Origin of the sequence: Qipengyuania sp. SS22 (genome assembly GCF_025736935.1) — a bacterium.
In the GTDB taxonomy this organism is placed as follows: domain Bacteria; phylum Pseudomonadota; class Alphaproteobacteria; order Sphingomonadales; family Sphingomonadaceae; genus Qipengyuania.
This window is the reverse complement of record NZ_CP107048.1, coordinates 1,187,877-1,206,493: the sequence shown is the minus strand read 5'-3', so window position 1 is coordinate 1,206,493 and position 18,617 is coordinate 1,187,877. Positions and strand designations below refer to the sequence as shown.

At 59.7% G+C, this 18,617-nt stretch carries 15 protein-coding genes and 1 tRNA gene; 7 read left to right on the top strand and 9 right to left on the bottom strand.

The annotated features are described in order from the left end of the window. Positions 1–115 precede the first annotated feature (115 nt). The 4 genes from N6L26_RS05865 (at position 116) to N6L26_RS05850 (ending at position 5,650) form a co-directional block, all read left to right on the top strand. Positions 116–1,543: an O-antigen ligase family protein gene (locus tag N6L26_RS05865; RefSeq protein ID WP_263607104.1), complete on the top strand. Its 1,428-nt coding sequence runs from the start codon at positions 116–118 to the stop codon at positions 1,541–1,543. 70 nt (positions 1,544–1,613) lie between these two features. Further along, positions 1,614–2,339 carry a polysaccharide biosynthesis/export family protein gene (locus N6L26_RS05860; protein ID WP_263607103.1) on the top strand — a complete coding sequence of 242 codons (726 nt, stop codon included), beginning with the start codon at positions 1,614–1,616 and terminating at the stop codon, positions 2,337–2,339. Continuing rightward, on the top strand, positions 2,336–4,477 hold the full coding sequence (locus N6L26_RS05855; protein ID WP_263607102.1) for a GumC family protein: 2,142 nt from the start codon (positions 2,336–2,338) through the stop codon (positions 4,475–4,477). Before N6L26_RS05860 ends, N6L26_RS05855 begins: the two co-directional genes overlap by 4 nt. Before the next feature lie 9 nt (positions 4,478–4,486). After that, positions 4,487–5,650 carry a hypothetical protein gene (locus N6L26_RS05850; protein ID WP_263607101.1) on the top strand — a complete coding sequence of 388 codons (1,164 nt, stop codon included), beginning with the start codon at positions 4,487–4,489 and terminating at the stop codon, positions 5,648–5,650. A 309-nt stretch (positions 5,651–5,959) separates the two neighbouring features. On the opposite strand, the gene N6L26_RS05845 is transcribed toward N6L26_RS05850, so the two are convergent. The 3 genes from N6L26_RS05845 to cpdR form a co-directional block, all read right to left on the bottom strand. Then, positions 5,960–6,454 (bottom strand): hypothetical protein, encoded by a 495-nt coding sequence (locus N6L26_RS05845; RefSeq protein WP_263607100.1) that lies wholly within the window; start codon positions 6,452–6,454, stop codon positions 5,960–5,962. Positions 6,455–6,678: 224 nt separating this feature from the next. Next, positions 6,679–6,753: transfer RNA gene (locus N6L26_RS05840), tRNA-Val, on the bottom strand. An 80-nt stretch (positions 6,754–6,833) separates the two neighbouring features. Further along, positions 6,834–7,226, bottom strand: a complete 393-nt coding sequence (cpdR, locus tag N6L26_RS05835; RefSeq protein ID WP_263607099.1) for a cell cycle two-component system response regulator CpdR — start codon at positions 7,224–7,226, stop codon at positions 6,834–6,836. A gap of 189 nt (positions 7,227–7,415) precedes the next feature. Here cpdR and N6L26_RS05830 point away from each other — a divergent pair, with 189 nt between their 5' ends. After that, positions 7,416–8,366: an N-formylglutamate amidohydrolase gene (locus N6L26_RS05830; protein ID WP_263607098.1), complete on the top strand. Its 951-nt coding sequence runs from the start codon at positions 7,416–7,418 to the stop codon at positions 8,364–8,366. Positions 8,367–8,575: 209 nt separating this feature from the next. Here the strand turns inward: N6L26_RS05830 and N6L26_RS05825 are convergent, their stop codons facing one another. From N6L26_RS05825 to N6L26_RS05805, 5 genes are all read right to left on the bottom strand, one after another. Then, positions 8,576–9,388: a class I mannose-6-phosphate isomerase gene (locus N6L26_RS05825; protein WP_263607097.1), complete on the bottom strand. Its 813-nt coding sequence runs from the start codon at positions 9,386–9,388 to the stop codon at positions 8,576–8,578. Further along, positions 9,385–10,422 carry a mannose-1-phosphate guanylyltransferase gene (locus N6L26_RS05820; protein WP_263607096.1) on the bottom strand — a complete coding sequence of 346 codons (1,038 nt, stop codon included), beginning with the start codon at positions 10,420–10,422 and terminating at the stop codon, positions 9,385–9,387. Before N6L26_RS05820 ends, N6L26_RS05825 begins: the two co-directional genes overlap by 4 nt. Before the next feature lie 100 nt (positions 10,423–10,522). Continuing rightward, positions 10,523–11,545, bottom strand: a complete 1,023-nt coding sequence (locus N6L26_RS05815) for a hypothetical protein (protein WP_263607095.1) — start codon at positions 11,543–11,545, stop codon at positions 10,523–10,525. 28 nt (positions 11,546–11,573) lie between these two features. Next, the gene (locus N6L26_RS05810) at positions 11,574–12,362 is read right to left on the bottom strand and encodes a SapC family protein (protein ID WP_263607094.1); all 789 of its coding nucleotides are present in this window, start codon (positions 12,360–12,362) and stop codon (positions 11,574–11,576) included. A gap of 66 nt (positions 12,363–12,428) precedes the next feature. After that, on the bottom strand, positions 12,429–13,877 hold the full coding sequence (locus N6L26_RS05805; protein ID WP_263607093.1) for an FAD-binding oxidoreductase: 1,449 nt from the start codon (positions 13,875–13,877) through the stop codon (positions 12,429–12,431). 266 nt (positions 13,878–14,143) lie between these two features. On the opposite strand from N6L26_RS05805, the gene N6L26_RS05800 reads away from it, so the two are divergent. Together N6L26_RS05800 and N6L26_RS05795 are read left to right on the top strand one after the other, a co-directional pair. Beyond that, positions 14,144–14,605 (top strand): hypothetical protein, encoded by a 462-nt coding sequence (locus tag N6L26_RS05800; protein WP_263607092.1) that lies wholly within the window; start codon positions 14,144–14,146, stop codon positions 14,603–14,605. A gap of 121 nt (positions 14,606–14,726) precedes the next feature. Further along, positions 14,727–16,127: a DEAD/DEAH box helicase gene (locus N6L26_RS05795; protein ID WP_263607091.1), complete on the top strand. Its 1,401-nt coding sequence runs from the start codon at positions 14,727–14,729 to the stop codon at positions 16,125–16,127. A 78-nt stretch (positions 16,128–16,205) separates the two neighbouring features. On the opposite strand, the gene N6L26_RS05790 is transcribed toward N6L26_RS05795, so the two are convergent. Continuing rightward, entirely contained in the window at positions 16,206–18,518 is a 2,313-nt protein-coding gene (locus tag N6L26_RS05790; RefSeq protein WP_263607090.1) for an ATP-dependent helicase, read from the bottom strand. Positions 18,519–18,617 lie beyond the last annotated feature (99 nt).

Below are 18,617 nucleotides of genomic sequence, written 5' to 3'. Positions count from 1 at the left end.
TTCTGGTATTTGTGGATATGACGCTGTCCGCGCCATATGGGCCTAGACTTATTGACTGCGGCATGACCAATGCATTTTTGAATCGTCTGGACGCACGGCAGTTGCGCATTATTAAATGGCAGGGATGACGCTGAGGATGGCAGGTGCTGGTGAGCGAGAAGGGCAACTAAAAACATCGGATCAGGACGTAAGCAGAGGCTGGATACTGCTCGGACTTTTGGCGACCACGGTAGCGTTCACCGGGGGGGCCTCCAGGTTTGATGCAATCCAAATCTTACCGCTGCGGACACTGTCCGCGATATTCCTCGTTCTCTCGCTGTTTTTTTTGACCAAAGAAAGACTTAAGGCTGAGCGCTCGCTGGTTGTCCTTTTCGGTTCCTTCGCGTTAATTGTTGCTTTGCAGCTCGTGCCGTTGCCGCCATTGCTATGGCAGAGCTTCCCGCAACGACTCGAAGTTTCTCAATTGGACGCTGTGCTTGGCCAGGAAGGAGTTTGGCGGCCTTTAACGCTAGCACCAGTGCGAACTTGGAACGTGCTCGGCAGTCTTGTTGTGCCTGCAGCCGGCCTCTTTTCGGCAATTGCTCTGCGCGCGTCTTCTTTGATCTTATTGCAAATTGTTGTCGCTCTAGGCGTTCTCAATGCATTATTGGGCCTTCTTCAGATCGCCATTGGGAAATCCAGCATTCTCTATTTCTATGAAGTTACCAACAGCAGCTCGCCTGTAGGTATTTTGGCGAATGAGAACCACGCCGCAATATTTGCGGCTTGCTCTATGCTGGTCGTAACTTTATTGGGCTTGAGGGTGCGTCAAGGGTCGAATGCTTCATGGGAGCGACTGGTCTACGTTGTAGCCTTTTTCTTCATTCTATTCGTTGCCTTGGTTGGGCGTTCAAGGGCTGGTTTTATAGCTGCGATCGGGGCAAGCTTGGTTTCGATAACTATGATTGTTTTATCTTCGCGTCATCGTGAGGGGGGCAGGGCTAGCACTGTAGTCCAGCGGGCGCTTGATGGGCGGCCAGCCATCCTATTGGCTATTCCGGTCGTTATCGTGACGCTGACGGCGGCATCCTTTCTGGCGCTTGACCGCGCGCCTGCCTTTCGGGACATTCTTGCAAGGGATAATTTAGAGGATCTCCGCTGGTCATTATGGCCAGTTCTTGCGAAGATGCTCGAAAACCATCTACTTCTAGGGACTGGGTTTGGTTCCTTTGAGCAAGTTTATAACATTTATGAGCCGTCAGCACTACTGATGTCGTCTTATGTCAATCAAGCGCACGACGACTGGGCGCAATTCGTTATAGAGGGGGGGGCGTTGGCAGGGGTCCTTCTTATGGGACTTCTCGCTTGGCTGGTGAAGCGCGTTGCCGTCATGGCATCGCATCAGAATTTTAGGATTGATGCCGTTTTTTGGGTTAGCGTTTTTACGCTTATAGGTGCGGCGTCTTTAATCGATTATCCATTGAGAACCCCACTTTTTCAGCTAGTCACTGTTTGGTTGTTACTCGCACTTTCGCGCGATGCGCGAGGCGAAAAGATAAAATAGCTTGGTTCCTGTGGAAATTCCTATGGCAACGGAGCTTTCATCAATCTGAGAATGCGCTAAGGCGCGCTTCATGACGACACCAAAATCAATCAGACACGTTGCATTAGCCATGATTGGGTTGATGTTGCCTTTTGCGCTTTCGGGGTGTGTGACGGATCGGGCTTATGGCGAGGCGCCTGGTATCGAAATTGCAGAGCTAGAGGAGCTACCTGCGCCTAGTCTCGAGAACCTGTATGTTATTGGTCCCCAAGAGGCGCTCGAAATCGAAGTCGTAGGTGCTGAACGTTTGAGCGGAACATATCTGACCGATGGCGAAGGGCGCATTTCTTTTCCTTTGGTCGGTTTGCTCGATCTCGGGGGGCTGGCCCCCAACGAGGCCGCCGAGTTGATTGCCAACCTCTTGCGCGGTAGCTATTTGCTCAATCCGCAGGTGCGTGTCATTCCGTCCCAGATCCCGCCCCCGACGGTTTCTGTTGGAGGGCAAGTGAACGAGCCCGGAGAATACCCGGTTCTTGGTCGGCAGTCCCTGCTGCGTGTAGTCCATCAAGCAGGCGGCTTGGCGGAGTACGCCAAGTTGGATGATGTTCTGATCCTTCGAAGTGTCGCTGGAAGGCGATACATAGGAGCCTATAACATACAGGCAATCCAGCGGGGTAACTACGGAGATCCGATTGTTTATCCTAATGACATTATTGTTGTGGGGGACTCACCTAGTCGACGGCGGTTAGACAGTGTCTTGCGTTTTGCTCCTTTGCTCTCGACGTCAGCTATTTTAATCGATCGGATTGGCCGTTGAATAATTCAAACTTTACGGCGCAAGTGGCCTCAGAGTTTAGCGACCGTCACGAAATTGCCGAAGGTCGTTCATCCGCGGAGGATGCATTCAGCCTAGACTTAGAGCGTTACTGGCACGAGGCTATCGGACTTAAGTACTGGCTGGTGGGGATAATTGCGTTGGGCTTCCTGATCGGAATCCTTTTTACGCTCTTGGCCACTCCGCTGTATCAAGCCAGTGCGCGCTTGGAAGTGTCTCAGGTAACTGCCGACGTGACCAATATCGACTCGCTTGAAGTAGACAGTCAGATGTCGGAACTTCAATATCTGAACACACAGTATGAGCTTCTAGTCTCCAGATTTATGGCCAAGCGCGTGATGGAGGCAGGAAATCTGTCTAGGGCCCGAGCCTTTCGCGAGGCATTCGGGATTGAAGAAGAGGCACAATTTAAAACTATCGAAAGAATACTACTCGACAATGTAAATATCAGCCCAATCTCGCAATCAAGCCTTGTTGACGTAGCATTCTCGAGCCCCGACCCGGTGGTTTCGGCCGAGATAACGAACCTTTGGGTTCAGGAATTCGTAGCTGCTAACTATGAGAAACGATTTGGCGCCAATATTGAGGCCCGGAATTTTCTTCAGAGCCAGATCGCAGAGTTGCGGGAGCGGCTTTCCGATTCCGAGCGTGAACTTGTCGAATACGCGAATGCCAACGAGATCCTTGTGCTCAATGCAGGTGGCGAGTCCGGCGCGGAAAGCGCTGGCCAAACTCTTGTTGGAGCGGATCTACAGGCGCTTAATATGGCGCTCGCCGCTGCAGTGGCAGATCGTGTCAGTGCTCAGGCTGCGGTAGTTGGAGGGAATTTCCCCAGCGGTGATCCGCGCAATCAACTGCTGACAAATTTGAGCGAAGCCGAGGCTGAGTTAGCTGTATTGCGCGCGAATTTCGGACCTGAGTATCCTGAAGTTCAAGAGAAACAGGCGGAAGTAAATTCACTGCGTTCTGCCATTTCCGGCGGGGCTCGCGGTCTGCTTGATTCGGCACGGATCAGAGAAGCAGAGCTCCGTGATCAAGTTGAACAGGTCAAGCAGCGCTTTTTGAGCCAGCAGGGACAAGGGATAAGCTACGGAATCCTTAAGCGAGAGGTTGAAACGAACCGAGAAATTTATGATGCGCTGCTTCAGCGCTTCAAGGAGCTTGAGGCGTCTGGTGCTGGACAAAACAATATTCAGATCATTGATGAGGCGGATGTTCCTGCTGAACCCTACGCGCCATCGCTGATCCAGAATGTACTGATTTCGCTCATCACCAGTTTGATTTTGGCGGGTGGTTTGGTTTACCTGAAGGTCGCCCTAAGCCAGACGCTCAAGGATCCGGAGGACGTTCGCCGTCGTCTGCATCTTCCATTGCTAGGTGCCATCCCGCTTAACACCGAGGGGGCGATGGTCGAACGCATCACCGAGCGTTCTTCGCATATCAACGAAGCTTACACGACGGTTAGGACGAACATGAACTTCCTGACTCCGCAAGGCGCGCCCGAGGTGCTTATGTTCACCTCCTCGGTGCCTTCGGAAGGTAAGTCCATTTCGTCGCTCGGTATCGCCACGAGCTTCGCGCAACTGGGCAAGCGTGTCCTGTTGATCGATGCCGATCTGCGTAATTCGAAGCTCCGCGATACGCTCGATCTACATGATTATGACAAGGGCGGGCTGGTGCCGCTGCTCGCCAATCAGCAAACCGATATGGCATCGCAGATCATTCATCTCGAGGACTTCGGCTTTGACTTCCTCCCGATGGGGCGGACCCCGCCGAACCCTGTCGAACTGCTTGCGGGTGACCGTTTCTCGCAAATCATCGAAGCGGCGCGCGGTCAATACGATCAGGTGTTGATCGACGGTGCACCGATGCTAGCACTCGCCGATGCGATCGAAATGTCCAAGGCCGTTGATGGTGTGATCTTCGTGATCCAGACTGAGCGGCTTAAGCTCCGCGGGATCGAGAATGCGCTGAGTCGTCTGCAGCGTTCGGGTGCGAAGGTATATGGCGCGATCGTCACCAAGGTGAGCCAGAACAACTCGGCTTACGGCTATGGCTACGGATATGGCTACGGTTACGGCTATGGCTATGGTGAAGAGCGTGATGCAGAACCAGCATAAGGCTGCGCAATGAAGGTCGTTCGTCCTGTTCGCCTCGGTGTCTCAATCACGCTCGGGTTGGTGCTCGCGGCCGCGCTCGGTGCGCAGTCCGCGGGGATCGCACTAACGAAGAAGGCGCCGGACACGGCTATCGCGGCGTTCCCGCTAAACGGGTTGGCCTACGAGAACATCGCGTCTGCTGTATTCCTGGCGACAACCGAAGCGACCGGCTCGCCCGAGGAGGGCGCAAAGGCGGCCCGGCCGTGGGCTCTCGAGGCCTATCGCTTGGAGCCCCTGGCGCCCAAAGCACACGCAATTCTTGCGCTTGCTGAGAATGAACCGGCAAAGCGCAAGCAGATTTTGGATGCGGCATTGGCTTTGAATCGGCGCGAGCCTCGTCTTCAGGCAGTGGTCTTGCAGCAGCAGGTTGCCGATGCGGACTACCCTGCGGCGATCGCGTCCCTCGACCGTATCCTTCGTGTCAAACCCAGTCAGTACAATGAGTTGTTTCCGGTTCTCATCAATATCTTCGCGCAAGAGGGCGCAATCGATGAGTTTGCCAAGATTCTCGACGGGTCCTCGGAATGGCATGGTCGTTTTTTCCGCTTTGCTGCCCGCCAGCCATCTGCGCTGCGTAATTTGGCAGAACTGCGCGGTCAGATGTCGTTCGACGACGAAGTTACCGACCAGACGTTGTTGCGCAGTCTGGTACGCGAGGGCGACGTTGCTACAGCCTACTCGCTATATGAAAGGATCGCAGGTTTTGACGCGACCGATGCCGTTGGCGCGTGGTCAGATAATTATCCACCTTTCGATTGGAGCCTGACGGATCAAGCCGGATTGCGCGCGCAACCCAGTCTGAGCGGCAAGGAGCTCGAAATCTCGGTTAAGCCAAGCAAGGGCGGCGTCGTCGCCCGTCGCCTTTTGAGAGCGCCCGAGCGGCCTTTCTCAATCATCGTAAAGCATAGCATCGATTCCCAACAGGCTTTGCAGGATATCGATGTCTTGGTTAAATGCGCCGGACAAACCAGCGCGTTACTCGAAGCTAATCTGGTTCGGCAGGGCAATGGATATCGGATCGACAATCTGCCCTCCGACTGCGCGTTCATTGAAATCGCTATCGCGGCGCGTGCCTGGAGCGGTCGTTCAGCGCTGAACGAAAATATCGAGGCTGTTGATGTTGTGCAGCGGTGAATTCTAATCGTGCGTGAGCCGTTATGCTTTCCACGGCTCCGCGCCGCTCCCACACTTAACGTCGACATGGCCCTGCGAACTCTAAAGACTGGCAGCTGGCAGGACGAATTTCGAAGTTGTTTTAATCAAAAAGTAGGCCTCACGACAGAGGTCTACTCTAGACTAACGAAATGAGACGGTTGGAGCCGTTCCCTCAACGCCTTCTAGGTTGTGCATGCAAAGCAAAACCTGATCTTTGGCGATCTACATACGGGAATGAACGGATCCCGAAGAAGTATTTGAATATCCAATTGTTGTTGATATCCCATCTTAATCGGCGGGCTCTCTTCGCATCAGCCTTTCTATCTGAGCTATAGTTATGTTGATTTGGTTCGTTAGCATCGTCTGATATCGACCAATCAGCAACTGATCTGTCAAAGTAAGCGACTGGTCCTTCGCTTTCCCCGCCACAAGAACATCGTCTTGCTGCATAGATAATTGACTTCGTTCTGTTTGAATCAACCGGCGTTCTCGCCAGAACAAGTTCGCAAGCCTTTCAACAAGTAGGATTTCCGTTTCGGACCGTGGGCCATACTCGGCCATGAAACTGTTAAGCATGCGTTGGTAGATTTCATTCTCTTCTACGTCGGTAGTTACCCGTTGACTAAGAACGCCGTGCTGTTCGGAGTTGCGACTGCTGATCGCTCGGCCCTCGGGAGTTCGAGGGCCGGTGCTCAGCTGCGCGTTGCGCCGATTTGCCGCCCTCTGTCGTTCGCTTGTCATTCCCTGATCTTTCTCGATGGTTTGTTTTCGAAACGAACCCATCGTCGATTTTCTCAACGAGGGCAATCAGTTACGTTGGAGGTGCAGCAAGCCGATCGCTCGCTGATCGAGGCCTAAGCGAGTGATCAACTTGAAATTTGATCTATTCGATGTTCACTTCCATTTATCGGCCGACATAGACCCACCAGACTGAACAGCAGTATCTCAGTGCGCAACAAAAAAGCCCGCCGTTTCCGGCGGGCTTTTTCATGCCTCGAAGGCTTCGATGGTGGGCGTAGCAAGGATTGAACTTGCGACCCCTACGATGTCAACATAGTGCTCTACCACTGAGCTATACGCCCGCACCATCGAGTGCCCCTTTCATGGGGCAGGCGCGCCCTTTAGCGGGGCGCTGAAAGCCATGCAAGACCCTATTTCGGACCTATTGCAACCGCGCGCTGATGCGGTCGTCGAGCACCCGTTCGACTTCCAGCACGAGGTCGCGCAAGTGGAACGGTTTCGACAGCACCTTGGCGTGCGGTTGCTCGCGGCTGGCCTTGAGCGTGACCGCGGCGAAGCCGGTGATAAACATAACCTTGGTATGCGGGCTGACCTCGTTGCAGCGCTGCGCCAGTTCGATCCCGTCCATCTCGGGCATCACGATATCCGAGAGCAGCAGATCGTATTCGCATTCCTCGAGCAACGGTATGGCCGCAGTGCCCCGATCGACCGAGTCGACTGTATAGCCTGCATTGACGAGCGCGCGTTCAAGATAGACGCGCATCGCATCGTCGTCCTCGGCGAGCAGGATTCGCTGGGTCGTTGTTTCCGTCATGCCAACTGCTTAGCGCGCGCGCTTTAAAAAAGCATGTATCCAAAACAAGCATTGTTAACGGGCGGGTAGGGCTGATGGGCGCGGATGAGTGAGAATGCCGGCCCACATGCTGGTTAGGAGGGTAGGGCGATCGAAAGCTCCCGGAAATCTGCGCTTGCCTAATTGCGGCGCTGGCCCGACGATGGGATCATGAGTGAACGGCAGGCAGCAGCAGCGGCGGGTGTCGAGCACCTGACGGGCGGCAAGATACCGGGACGGCAGGGGCCGTCCTACAATCTGTTCCGGTTTGGCGAACCCAGCATTCCGATTCTGATTGCCGCACCGCATTGCGGGCGCGCTTATCCCGATGACGTGCTCGCTGCGCTACGCGACCCCGACCAGGCGCGTCTGCGGCTCGAGGATCGTCATATCGATGCGGTCGCGCAGCCGGTTGCTTCTGCCACCGGAGCGAGCCTCCTGCTCGCCGAGGCGCCGCGGGCGATGATCGATCTCAATCGTTCGGTCGAGGATGTCGATTGGGGCATGGTGCGCGGCGCAAAGCCCCGGCCAATGCGGCATTCGCTGGCCAATCGCCGGTCGCGCAACGGGCTCGGCCTCGTGCCGCGGCGGATCCCCGGCATGGGCGAGATCTGGCGCGGACCGCTCGCCAAACCCGAGCTCGATGCGTGGATCGAGGGCATCTATACCCCCTATCATACCGCTCTGGGTCATGAGTTGGAGCGGTTGCGTGATCGTTGGGGCGTGGCGTTGCTGGTCGACCTGCATTCGATGCCTCCGCTCAAACGGAGCCATCCGCAGGACCGCCCGGCAGAATTCGTCATCGGCGACCGGTTCGGTGCCTCCTGCGACCCCGGGCTGGTCGATCTGGCAATTCGCTATCTGGCGACGAATGGCCGCCGGGTGGCGCATAATCGCCCCTATTCGGGCGGCTATGTGCTTGATCGTTATGGCCAGACCGCGCGCGGTATCCATGCGGTGCAGATCGAGGTGTGCCGCAGCACCTATCTCGATGCCCGGCTCGACCAGCCCAGCGCACGGGTCGGGGCAATCGCGAAGCTGCTCGCCGGGCTCGTCCGCACCCTGGGAGCCGAAGTCGCGACAATGGGCCGACGGGGCCACATCGCGCAGGCCGCAGAATAGCCCGCCCATAAAAAACCACCCCACGCAATATGCGCGGGGTGGCCAAGGTTCAGGGAGGAGATGCACTTGCGTGCATCTACCGGGGGGCCATGAGGGGCGGCCCAGCCGGCACAGTAAAAATGGAGCCGGGTCGTGCGAATTTCAAGGGTCGGTTTGGGCTATGGTGCACACGGTTCGGCGCGCAGCGAGAGCAGTCCGACAGTTTCGGATCAGGACGATGCAGTCGGCTGGGCAATCAGGAGCAGGCTATCCCCTGCGCGTGACGCCGAGCCGAGATCCTCGACCAGCGCGCATTCTCCTGCGCCGAGCGGCTGCCCATCGAGCGTGATTTCGCCCGACAACGGTATCACGATGGACGGCGCTTGCGCGATCGCGGGGAGGGGAGCCGACGTGTTGCTCTGCCAATAGAACAGCCGGAAATGGGGCCCATCGACCAATAACCCGGCGTCGTCATCCATCCGCGTGCTGAGATCGGGCGGGTAGGGTCCCGTAGTCGCGACCTCGACACCCTGGTCCAGATGGAGCTCGCGCGGCCGGCCGTAATCGAACAGCCGGAAGGTGATGTCGCTGTTTTGCTGCACCTCGAGGAGGCTGATCCCGCCGCCAATGGCGTGGACCGTGCCTGCGGGGATGTAGAAAGCATCGCCACGCCGAACCTCGTGCCAGACGAGCTTGTCGAGGATCGTGCCGTCGAGAGCGGACTTGCGCATGTCTTCCGGAGTAATGTCCTCGCGGAACCCCACCGCGATGGAGGCACCGGGTTCGGCATCGAGAATGACCCAGCATTCGCTCTTGCCGCCGTCTGCGAGGCCCATCGCTTCGGCCTGTTCGTCGCTGGGGTGGTTCTGAACGGACAACCGCTCGCTGGTGAAAATATATTTGACCAGTAGTTGGTCGAGCTCGGGCGGGGGTTCGAACCAGACTTCGCCAATGGGCTGGTCAGAAGGGTGCGGGAAGGGGGCGGGCAGCCGCTCTACTCCCCAGACCTTATCCACGAAGCGGGTGGGAAGCTTGCGGATCATTGGTTCTTGCACCGGCTCGCCTCGCCCACGCGCTGGACCGAATCGCGGTTGGTCACGAGGATGTCCTCGCCATCGACGACCACGACGATATTGTCGGCCCCGATCAATGTGACATGCGGCCCGTCGCTGTCGATCATTGCGCCCTGCGCACCGATGATCTCTCCCGGCCCGACGACGACATTGTCATCATCGGCGGTTTTGCGTTGCTGCAGCAGTGCGTCCCAATTGCCGATGTCCGACCACCCCATCGAAACATCGACCATGGCTGCCCGATCGGTGTTTTCCATGATCGCGTAATCGACCGATTCCGGCGCAATCGCAGCGAAATGGTCCGCATCGGGACGAAAGTCTTCGCTCCCGGCGGCACGGCTTTCAAAAGCCGCGGTTGCGGATTCGGCCATTGCGGGTCGATGCTTGGCGAGTTCGGACAGGAAATGACCCGCACGAAAGGCGAAAATCCCGCCATTCCAGGCGTAACCACCCTGGGCGAGAAAGCCGAGCGCGGTTTCCAGGTCGGGCTTTTCGACGAAGCTGTGCACATGGTGGCCTCCACCAAGCGCTTCGCCGCGACGGATATAGCCATAGCCGGTCTCGGGAGCGGTCGCCTCGATGCCGAAAGCCACCAGCCAATCCTGGCTCGCCAACTCGGCGGCGGCCTCGGCGGCGGCTTCGAACGCCTGGCGATCGATAATGTGGTGGTCGCTGGGGCAGACGAGCATGATGTCGCCCGCGTCGAGCGCCAGTGCGGCCAGCGCGATCGCTGGCGCCGTGTTCCGCCCCATGGGTTCGACGACGAACTGCGCATCGGGCGCGATATCGGCAGCCTGCGGCTTGGCGAACTCCAGATGTTTCTCGCCGATCACCACCAGCGGACGGGCAAACCGGGTGCGATCCGAACAGCGCTGGAGCGTGGCCTGGTAGAGTGTCTGCTCGCCGAGAAGCGGAATGAAAGGCTTCGGTTTGGCCGAGCGGCTACGCGGCCAGAGCCGGGTGCCGCTCCCCCCGCACAGTACGACTGGTACGATAGTGGGCAAGGAGTTCTCCATCAGTCCGTTCGGGGCGGTTCTGGCAGAAGTCGACAAGGCTTGGAAGGGGAAGCACCGGGGCGGTGTTACTTCGTAATCACCAAATGTGTTACTTTTTTGGAAGCTCTCTTGGTAGCTCTTCCTTGAAAAACATCGACCAATCGGCGCGCCCATCCGTTCTCGACTGCTTGGCCGTCTCGATCGTCGCCAGTTCCGCCTCGATGAATTCAACGCGTTCATCCCACCCGTCGTGCGAGCGTTTACGGAAGATCCATCCGCCATGCTTGGGCCCCCAGCGACGCATGAAATCGATCGCCGCATCGGGATCGTAGCCAGCGTTGTGCAGCAACCAGGGCATCAGGCGGTCGGCATCGCGTTCGGACAGGCGGACAAGCTTCCGCTTCCAGCCGATCTCGCGGAAGGTCTGCGGATGACGAAGTATATTATGCGCCATTTCATGCGCAATCGCTGCGGCGAAGGCGGCTTCATCATAGGCAAGGCCGGGAAATTCTTCCCCAACAAGCACACGCTCGCCATCAGCGGCGGCGTTGCTTTTCGAATCTATGAGTTCGAACCGCGTCGGGCACGCGTCCACGCCTTCGATCGTCGCGGTGCGTATCGTGCCCCCGGGTGCCTGCCAGGTGATGTCCAGCGCTCCCAGGGCGAGCGCGCTGTCGATTGCATCACGCAGGCCGAATACGCGCTGCCAGCGAGGATCGGTTTTCGGCCAGTCCTGCGCGATTGTCTGGCCATTGATGGCCAGAATCGTGTCGTTGCGGCCTATCCCCACCGCGGCTGCCGGAGACGCGGGAGCGACCGCCTGTACACCGATGTCGCCATGCAAGCCGAACCGGCGGCGCACGGCGATCGGGTCACCATAGCTTTCCGCGTCGTGGATCAGCATCCCCGAGACTCGCACGGTCTGCGGGCAGAAATCGGCGTTGGCCGTTGCCAGGCGATAGCCGACGCCAAACAGCAGGTCTTCGCTACGTTGGAAAACTTCGAGCGGCTGCAGTTCGCGTGTCTCGGCGGAGTGCTGCTGCGCGTCCGCATGCGTTCCCGGAAGCGCCAGTGCCAGCACCGCGCAAGCAGGGAGCGTGCGCAAGAGGCGGGGCGAGGGCGCGCGCCTCATGACAAGACGCGCGCCCTTGCTCGGATTTTTAGGCAGTCGGGACACCGGCAGTCGCGGCGTCGGGCATCGGCACCTTGCCCTGCTGGAGCTGACGTCCGAAGATCGTACGCATCATGTCCATCGAGAAGATCTGCGCCCAGATCAGCGGCAGCAGGCCGTTTTCGGTCCACTTGCGCAGCTGGTCGCCGCGCAGCTCGCGCAGCTTTTCCTGATTGATCATCTGGAACCCGCGATAGACGAACGGCTTGTCGCTACCGTCCTGGGTGATCGCGATCTCGCCTTCCATGAGAAGGTCGTGATCCTTCAGTTCCTTCATGAAGTTCTGCGTGCGCTGGCCCGCATGCTCGAACTGCTCGCAGAATTCGAGGATCTGCTTGGTACCTTCGCTGGCCTCGCCATTTTCGAACAAGGCCTGGCCTTCTTCGAACTCGCCGATGTTCTCCGCGGTCGGGTCGAAGCACAGCGACAGGTCGTCGCTGTCGGGCTTGAGCCGTGCGAGCATGAACGGATAGCGGCGGACATAGGCCGGGATGTAGACCTGCTCGGTAACGGAGCCTTCTTCGTCGACGAAAGTGTTGACGCCGTCATTGAGGCCCATCAGCGCCAGCGGAACAGCATCGGGGCCGGTCGAGAAGACGATCGGCATATCGCGCTGCGCCTGGACGAACTCGTCGACGGTCAGCGGCACGGCATGCTGCTTGGCGAGCCACGGTGCCTTGGTCATCGGACGCGAGCGATAATTCGCATGGTCCTTGCTGTTAAGCGGCATCAGGTCTTTGAAGAACAGGGGCAGATTGGGCTGCGGCGCGCTGGCCATGGAACTCTCCGAAATTCGATTGGATTGAGCGGCAAACCCGATGGGCAAGCACACGAAGCGGGCGCTTTACGGCGTTGCGGCGTGCGGTGCAAGCGGCACCAGTTTGCCCGGGTTGAGTATCCCCTGCGGATCGAGCGCCTGCTTGACCTTACGCATCAGCGAGAGCGCCACCGGATTGCCCAATCGCCCGAGTTCATCGCGTTTCATCTGGCCAATGCCGTGTTCCGCGCTGAGCGATCCGCCGAAATCGGTCACCCGGTCATGCACGAAGGCGCTGATCGCTTTTCCGTCGCCCAATTCCCATTCGCCGCGCACGGCACCGGCGGGGGCGAGAACGTGGAAGTGGATATTGCCATCTCCCAGATGCCCGAAACCGACCGCGCGCGAGCCGGGGAACCGTTCTTCCACCTGCGGTGCCACCGTCTCGACAAATTCGGCCATCCGCGCCACCGGCACCGAAATGTCGTGCTGCATCGCCGGGCCGATCGCGCGCTCCGCTGCGGAGATGCTGTCGCGTATATGCCAGAAGGCTTCGGCCTGCGCCTCGCTGGATGATATGACGGCATCCTCGAGCAGACCGTGCTCCATCGCACTCTCGAATACCTTGGCGACCAGCCCGTCCAGCTGTCCTGTGTCACCCTGATCCGCAACCAGTTCCACCAGCGCATGCCAGCCATGGGTGCCGCCCAAAGGGCTTCGCGCGGTGGGAACATGCGCCAGAACCGATTCGAGGCAGTGGCCGGGCAGCACCTCGAACCCCTCCAGCGCCTCGCCCGCGACCTTCTCGCAGTGGCGCAGCAATGCGCGCGCTGCCGAGATGCTGGGCAGGCCGACCCATGCAACACGGCGCTCACCGATTTGCGGCACCAGCCGCAAGGTTGCGGCGGTGACGATGCCCAATGTCCCTTCGGACCCGATCAGCATCTGCTTGAGGTCGAACCCGCGATTGTCCTTCTTGAGCGGGACCAGGCCGGAGAATATTTCGCCATCGGCCAGCACCGCTTCGATCCCGAGCACCTGCGCGCGCATCGTGCCGTGGCGCAGGACCTGCGTTCCCCCGGCATTGGTCGAGATGAGGCCGCCCACAGTGGCCGAACCCTTGCCGCCAAGCGTAAGCGGAAAGCGCAGACCTTGCGCGTCGGCGGTCTCGTGCAGCGTCTGGAGCACGACGCCAGCGTCGCAGGTAATCTGCTGTGCAGCGACATCGAAATCCCGGATCGCATCCATTCGGCGCAGCGAAAGCAATACGCTCCTCCCGCTATCGTCGGGCGTGGCGCCGCCCGACATGCCGCTGTTCCCGCCCTGCGGGACGATCGGCATCTGGTGCGCCGCGCATAGTGTGACGAAGCGGGCGACCTCATCGGTCGACGCAGGCGAGGCCAGGCCCACCGCCTTGCCGGTGTACCGTCCCCGCCAGTCGGTTAGCCAGGGTTCCACCAGCTCGGGATCGCGGGTGAACCCGCGTGGCCCGAGAATATCGGCGGCGGCGGCGCAAAAGGTGTCGGTCACGGTCATCTGCCGCATCCTTGCCATAGATGGACGGGCGAATGCCACCACTTGCCAATCGGGCCAGAACAATTAAGCCCGCATTCAAGCGTGGGGGCGCATCAGGCATCGCTATAACTTCCCGCACGTCAATCGACCTGCGGCCGAGGAGCGTTCGAACGAAGCCCATGCCCTTGCTGTCCCCTCTCTTTGCCATGCTCGTCGCATTGGGCACGCCGTCAGGCGCGGGAGAGGACGCGGCCGTGCACCAGGCTCGGGTTTCGCAGAGTGCTCGCGTGGATGTCGATGCGCTATCGGCACGCGGCACGATCTGGACCGGGTTTACCGACAGCCGCGGCATACCGGTTGCCAACCAGGTGCGGATCGAGCGCCGCGTCATCCTGCGGATCAGCCCGCAGCCCGGCAGCATGCGGCGCAGCTTTCTGACCGAACTGCCGCGCCAGGCTCCGCCGCCGCGGCTCGTCGAACGACCTTACGGCAGTTGCGTCGATGCGAGCGACATCATCGGCGTATCCGACCGTGACAGCCGGCTGGTGATGTATATGCGCAACCGCCAGATCATTACTGCCGAGCTTGAGAAAAGCTGCAGTCCGCGTGATTTCTACCTCGGCTTTTATGTCGAGCAAAATGACGACGGTAAGCTCTGTGTCGATCGCGATCGCCTGTTGTCGCGCGCCGGCGCGAAGTGTCGCATTTCCAACCTCAATCGCCTTGTGGCGGTTACCGACGACCGGTGAGCCGCGTTTCGCAGCGTGATTTCTTGACTTTCGGCGTATTTCCGGCGAAGGGCGCGCCCAGCCGATGTTGCGGACGCGCAGCTTGTTGTCGGCCTATGTTCCAGGGACAATTTCGAACCGCATGACTTTTGCCGATCTCGGCCTTTCCGAAGACTTGCTCAGGGCAGTAAGCGAAGCTGGCTATACCGAGCCGACCGACATCCAGCGCGAGGCGATTCCGCCGGTGCTGATGATGAAGGATATCATTGGCATCGCCCAAACGGGCACCGGCAAGACCGCGAGCTTCGTGCTGCCGATGATCGACATCATGGCGAGCGGCCGTCGCCGCGCGCTGATGCCGCGCAGCCTTATCCTTGCCCCGACGCGCGAACTCGCCGCGCAGGTGGCAGAGAATTTCGAAAAATACGGCAAGAACCACGATCTCAAGCTCGCGCTGCTGATTGGCGGCGTGCAGATGGGCGACCAGGTCAAGGCGCTGAACGATGGCGTCGACGTGCTGATCGCCACGCCGGGCCGCCTTATGGACCTGTTCGAGCGTGGCAAGATCCTGCTCAACGGCTGCGAACTGCTGGTGATCGACGAAGCCGATCGTATGCTCGACATGGGCTTCATCCCGGATATCGAGTTCATCTGCTCGAAGCTGCCCGACGCACGCCAGACCATGCTGTTCTCGGCGACGATGCCGCCGCCGATCGAAAAGCTGGCCAAGAAGTTTCTCGACAATCCCAAGCGGATCGAAGTCAGCCGTGCCGCGACCACGAACAAGGACATCACCGCGTTCAAGGTGCCCGTAAAGGCGCGTCAGAAGCGCGACACGCTGCGCTGGCTGCTCGAACACGACCATGTCGAAACCGCGATCATCTTTGCCAATCGCAAGACCACCGTGCGCGAGCTCAACAAGAGCCTGCAAAGCTATGGTTTCGCGTCGAGCGAAATCCACGGCGACATGGACCAGTCGAACCGGCTCAAGGAACTCGAGCGGTTCAAGGCCGGTGAGGTGAATATTCTCGTCGCATCGGACGTTGCCGCGCGCGGGCTCGACATCAAGGGTGTCAGCCACGTCTTCAACTTCGACACGCCGTGGCATCCGGACGATTACGTCCACCGCATCGGACGCACGGGCAGGGCCGGTGCCAAGGGCCGCGCCTTCACCCTCGTCGCCGAGGAAGATGCCGAGGCGATCGCCAATGTCGAGAAGCTGACCGGTGCGGAAGTTCCGGTATTCGGCAAGAGCGATGTCCGTGTCGATCTGGTCGAGAAAAGCAGCGCCAAGCCCGCCGAGAAGGCGGTTGCACCGGAGAAGGCCTCGGCACCCGAGAAAGTTTCGGCACCCGCGGACGAGGCAAAGCCCAAGCGCAGCCGCAAGCCGCGCGACGAGGACGATGCGCCGCGCGAAAAGCCTGCGCGCAAGGCGAAGCCCAAGGGCGAACCGCGCAAACGCCGCGACGAGGACAGCGACTCTGTTGCGTCGGGTGAGTGGAACGGGCCGCGGCCGGGCTTCCTCGACGTTTCCGCGATCTGATCAGAGACCTTCGCGCAGCCAAATCATGTCCTGCGCATGCGCAGGACAGCCGCGTGCGACGGTGCCTTTCAAACTGCCCTAATCGTCAGCCAGCTTGACGAAACTGTCGAGTACGCGCTTTTCGCCCGCCTTCTCGAACTCGATCGTCAGCTTGTTGCCTTCCTGATCGGTCACGCAGCCATAGCCGAATTTGTCGTGGAACACGCGCGCGCCGATCGAGATGTCGCTGCGGGGTTGCGCGGCAAAGCTCGCCGCACTGCGGCCGGGCTCGGCGAGGCGCTTGGGCGTCGTGTCATAGCCCGACGATAGCGCTCGCTGCCACCCAGGACCGCGGGCTCCCGAACGATCGGGTCGGCTGGTCGAGACATGCGCGAAGGGGTCTTCGGTCTCGCTCCAGTTCGCCCGCCACAGCGAAGCGCCGCCGGTCATGGTAGTTTCTCTGGTGAGATATTCCTCGGGCAAATCCTCGATGAACCGGCTCGGGATCGAACTGGTCCATTGGCCGTAAATGCGCCGGTTGGCCGCGTGCAGGATGGTGCAGCGGCGCTTGGCGCGGGTAATGGCGACATAGGCGAGGCGGCGCTCTTCCTCGAGACTGGCGAGTCCGCCTTCGTCGATCGCGCGCTGGCTGGGAAAGACGCCTTCCTCCCAACCTGGTAGGAAGACGTGATCGAATTCGAGCCCCTTGGCGGCATGCATGGTCATGATGGTGACCTTCTCGCCGTCGCCAGCGCGGTCATTGTCCATCACCAACCCGACATGCTCGAGGAAATCGCCGAGCGTGTCGTATTCCTCCATCGCGCGAGCGAGTTCGGTGAGGTTTTCCAGCCGCCCGGCGCTTTCCCCGCTGCGATCCTTCTGGAGCATGTCTTCATAGCCGCTTTCGGCGAGTACGCGGCGCAGCAGTTCGGACGGTGTGACCTTGTCCACCTGCTCGCGCCAATGGACGAACTGGCCGAGCAGCGCGACGAGATTGTTCTTCGCGCGCGCGGGCAATTCGTCGGTGTCGCATAGGTCGAGGCTGGCGGCGGTCAGCGGCATCTGTGTACGCCGTGCGTGGCGGCGCATGGCTTCCAGTGTCTTCGCGCCAAGCCCGCGTTTGGGCTGGTTGTAGATCCGCTCGAAAGCGAGGTCGTCGGCGGGCTGGGCGATAGTGCGCAGATAGGCCAGCGCATCGCGAATTTCGGCACGCTCGTAGAAGCGGAAGCCCCCGACGATGCGGTAATTGAGGCCGATCTGGATGAACCGGTCTTCGAATTCGCGTGTCTGGTACTGCGCACGTACGAGGATCGCGATCTGGTCGAGCGGCGCGCCTTCGCGTTCCAGCCGCTCGATCTCCTCGCCCACGCGGCGGGCTTCCTCGGGTCCGTCCCATACGCCGATTACGCGGATATTCTCGCCCGCCGGAAGCTCGGTCCACAGCGTCTTGCCGAGCCGTTCGCTATTGGCGTTGATCAGCCCCGATGCCGCCCCGAGGATCTGCGGGGTGGAGCGATAGTTCTGCTCGAGCTTGACCACCGCCGCGCCGGGAAAATCCTTTTCGAACTTGAGGATATTGGCGACTTCTGCGCCGCGCCATGAATAGATCGACTGGTCGTCGTCGCCCACCACGCAGATGTTCTTGCGTGTCTGGGCAAGCAGGCGCAGCCACAGATACTGGACTTGGTTGGTGTCCTGATATTCGTCGACGAGGATATATTTGAAGCGCTGCTGATATTGCGCCAGCACGTCGTGATGCTCGCGGAAAATGTTGAGCATATGTAGCAGCAGGTCGCCGAAATCGCAGGCGTTGAGCGCTTTCAGGCGGTCTTGGTAGAGCTTGTAAAACTGCGCCCCGCGGCCATTGGCATAGCTTTCGTTCTCCACTGCATCGAGATCGCCGGGGTTGAGCCCGCGATTCTTCCAGCGGTCGAGCAGGCCGGCGAGTTGGCGCGCGGGCCAACGCTTCTCGTCGAGATCGTTCTCCTGGATCAGCTGCTTCAACAGCCGCAACTGGTCGTCCGGATCGATGATCGTGTAATTGCTCTTGAGCCCGACCAGTTCGGCATGGCGGCGCAGCATGCGCGCGCCGATCGAGTGGAAGGTGCCAAGCCAGGGCATGCCTTCGACCGCATCGCCGATATGCCGCCCCACGCGCTCGCGCATCTCGCGTGCGGCCTTGTTGGTGAAGGTGACGCAGAGGATTTCGCTCGGCCATGCCCGGCGCGTTGCGATGAGATGTGCCAGCCGTGCGGTTAGCGCCGCGGTCTTGCCGGTGCCCGCTCCGGCCAACATCAGCACGGGGCCTTCGGTGGTGAGAACGGCCTCGCGCTGGGGGGCGTTCAAGCGCGCTGCATAGGCGGGAAGCTGCGCATCGTCGGGCGCGTCGGACGGGATGGGTAGATCGGTCATGAAGGTTCGGAACAGCTAGGGAACGCATGGTCGCAAGACAAGCCCCGCGCGCAGACATCCACCGGAACCGACCACCCATTCGCTGCGTAGATTCGGCGA